Origin of the sequence: Vibrio lamellibrachiae (genome assembly GCF_050337265.1) — a bacterium.
Classification (GTDB): Bacteria; Pseudomonadota; Gammaproteobacteria; order Enterobacterales; family Vibrionaceae; genus Vibrio; species Vibrio kyushuensis.
The window spans coordinates 1-756 of the sequence record NZ_JAKJSU010000028.1; the positions used below are offsets into that span (position 1 = coordinate 1).

Genomic DNA, 756 nt, shown 5'->3' on the forward strand with positions numbered 1-756 from the left:
TCTCGATACCGACACTAACGGTGATATCGATTGCATCGCCCGGTAAAACAAGCTCGCCACCATTGACCACTAATTCCGGTGGTTGCTCTACGCCTGAGCCATCTTTATATGTAACCGTGAGTTGACCACTGGCCAAGAAATCCGCCATYTCAGCGCTGTAAGTGACGGCATCATCACCGTCACCATAGCCTTCAATATTAAGGTTGAAGGTGTAAGTCAATTCGCCATCGACATCTTTATCTAAGTCAACTAAGAAGACAGCAGCAGCGTCATCTGCCTCAACAGTTTCACCCGCATCAGAAACCGTCAGAACAGGCATATCATCAAAGTCAGGTCCATTCTCATCAACGATAGTTGCACTACCGTGACCATCAAGCGAGAGCTCATCAAGCTCGTCACCAATATCTCCATCAACATGGACATCCAGACCAAAGCTCTCGGTACCTTCAAATATGTCATCGTTCTCGATACCGACACTRACGGTGATATCGATTGCATCGCCCGGTAAAACAAGCTCGCCACCATTGACCACTAATTCCGGTGGTTGCTCTACGCCTGAGCCATCTTTATATGTAACCGTGAGTTGACCACTGGCCAAGAAATCCGCCATCTCAGCGCTGTAAGTGACGGCATCATCACCGTCACCATAGCCTTCAATATTAAGGTTGAAGGTGTAAGTCAATTCGCCATCGACATCTTTATCTAAGTCAACTAAGAAGACAGCAGCAGCGTCATCTGCCTCAACAGTTTCACCCG

Annotated in this window: 1 protein-coding gene; it reads right to left on the bottom strand. The window is 47.7% G+C overall.

Annotated elements, in window-relative coordinates; translation table 11 throughout:
- Positions 1-756, bottom strand: a 756-nt coding sequence (locus L4C54_RS24110) for a hypothetical protein (protein ID WP_428810094.1), incomplete at both ends; no start/stop codon positions are given.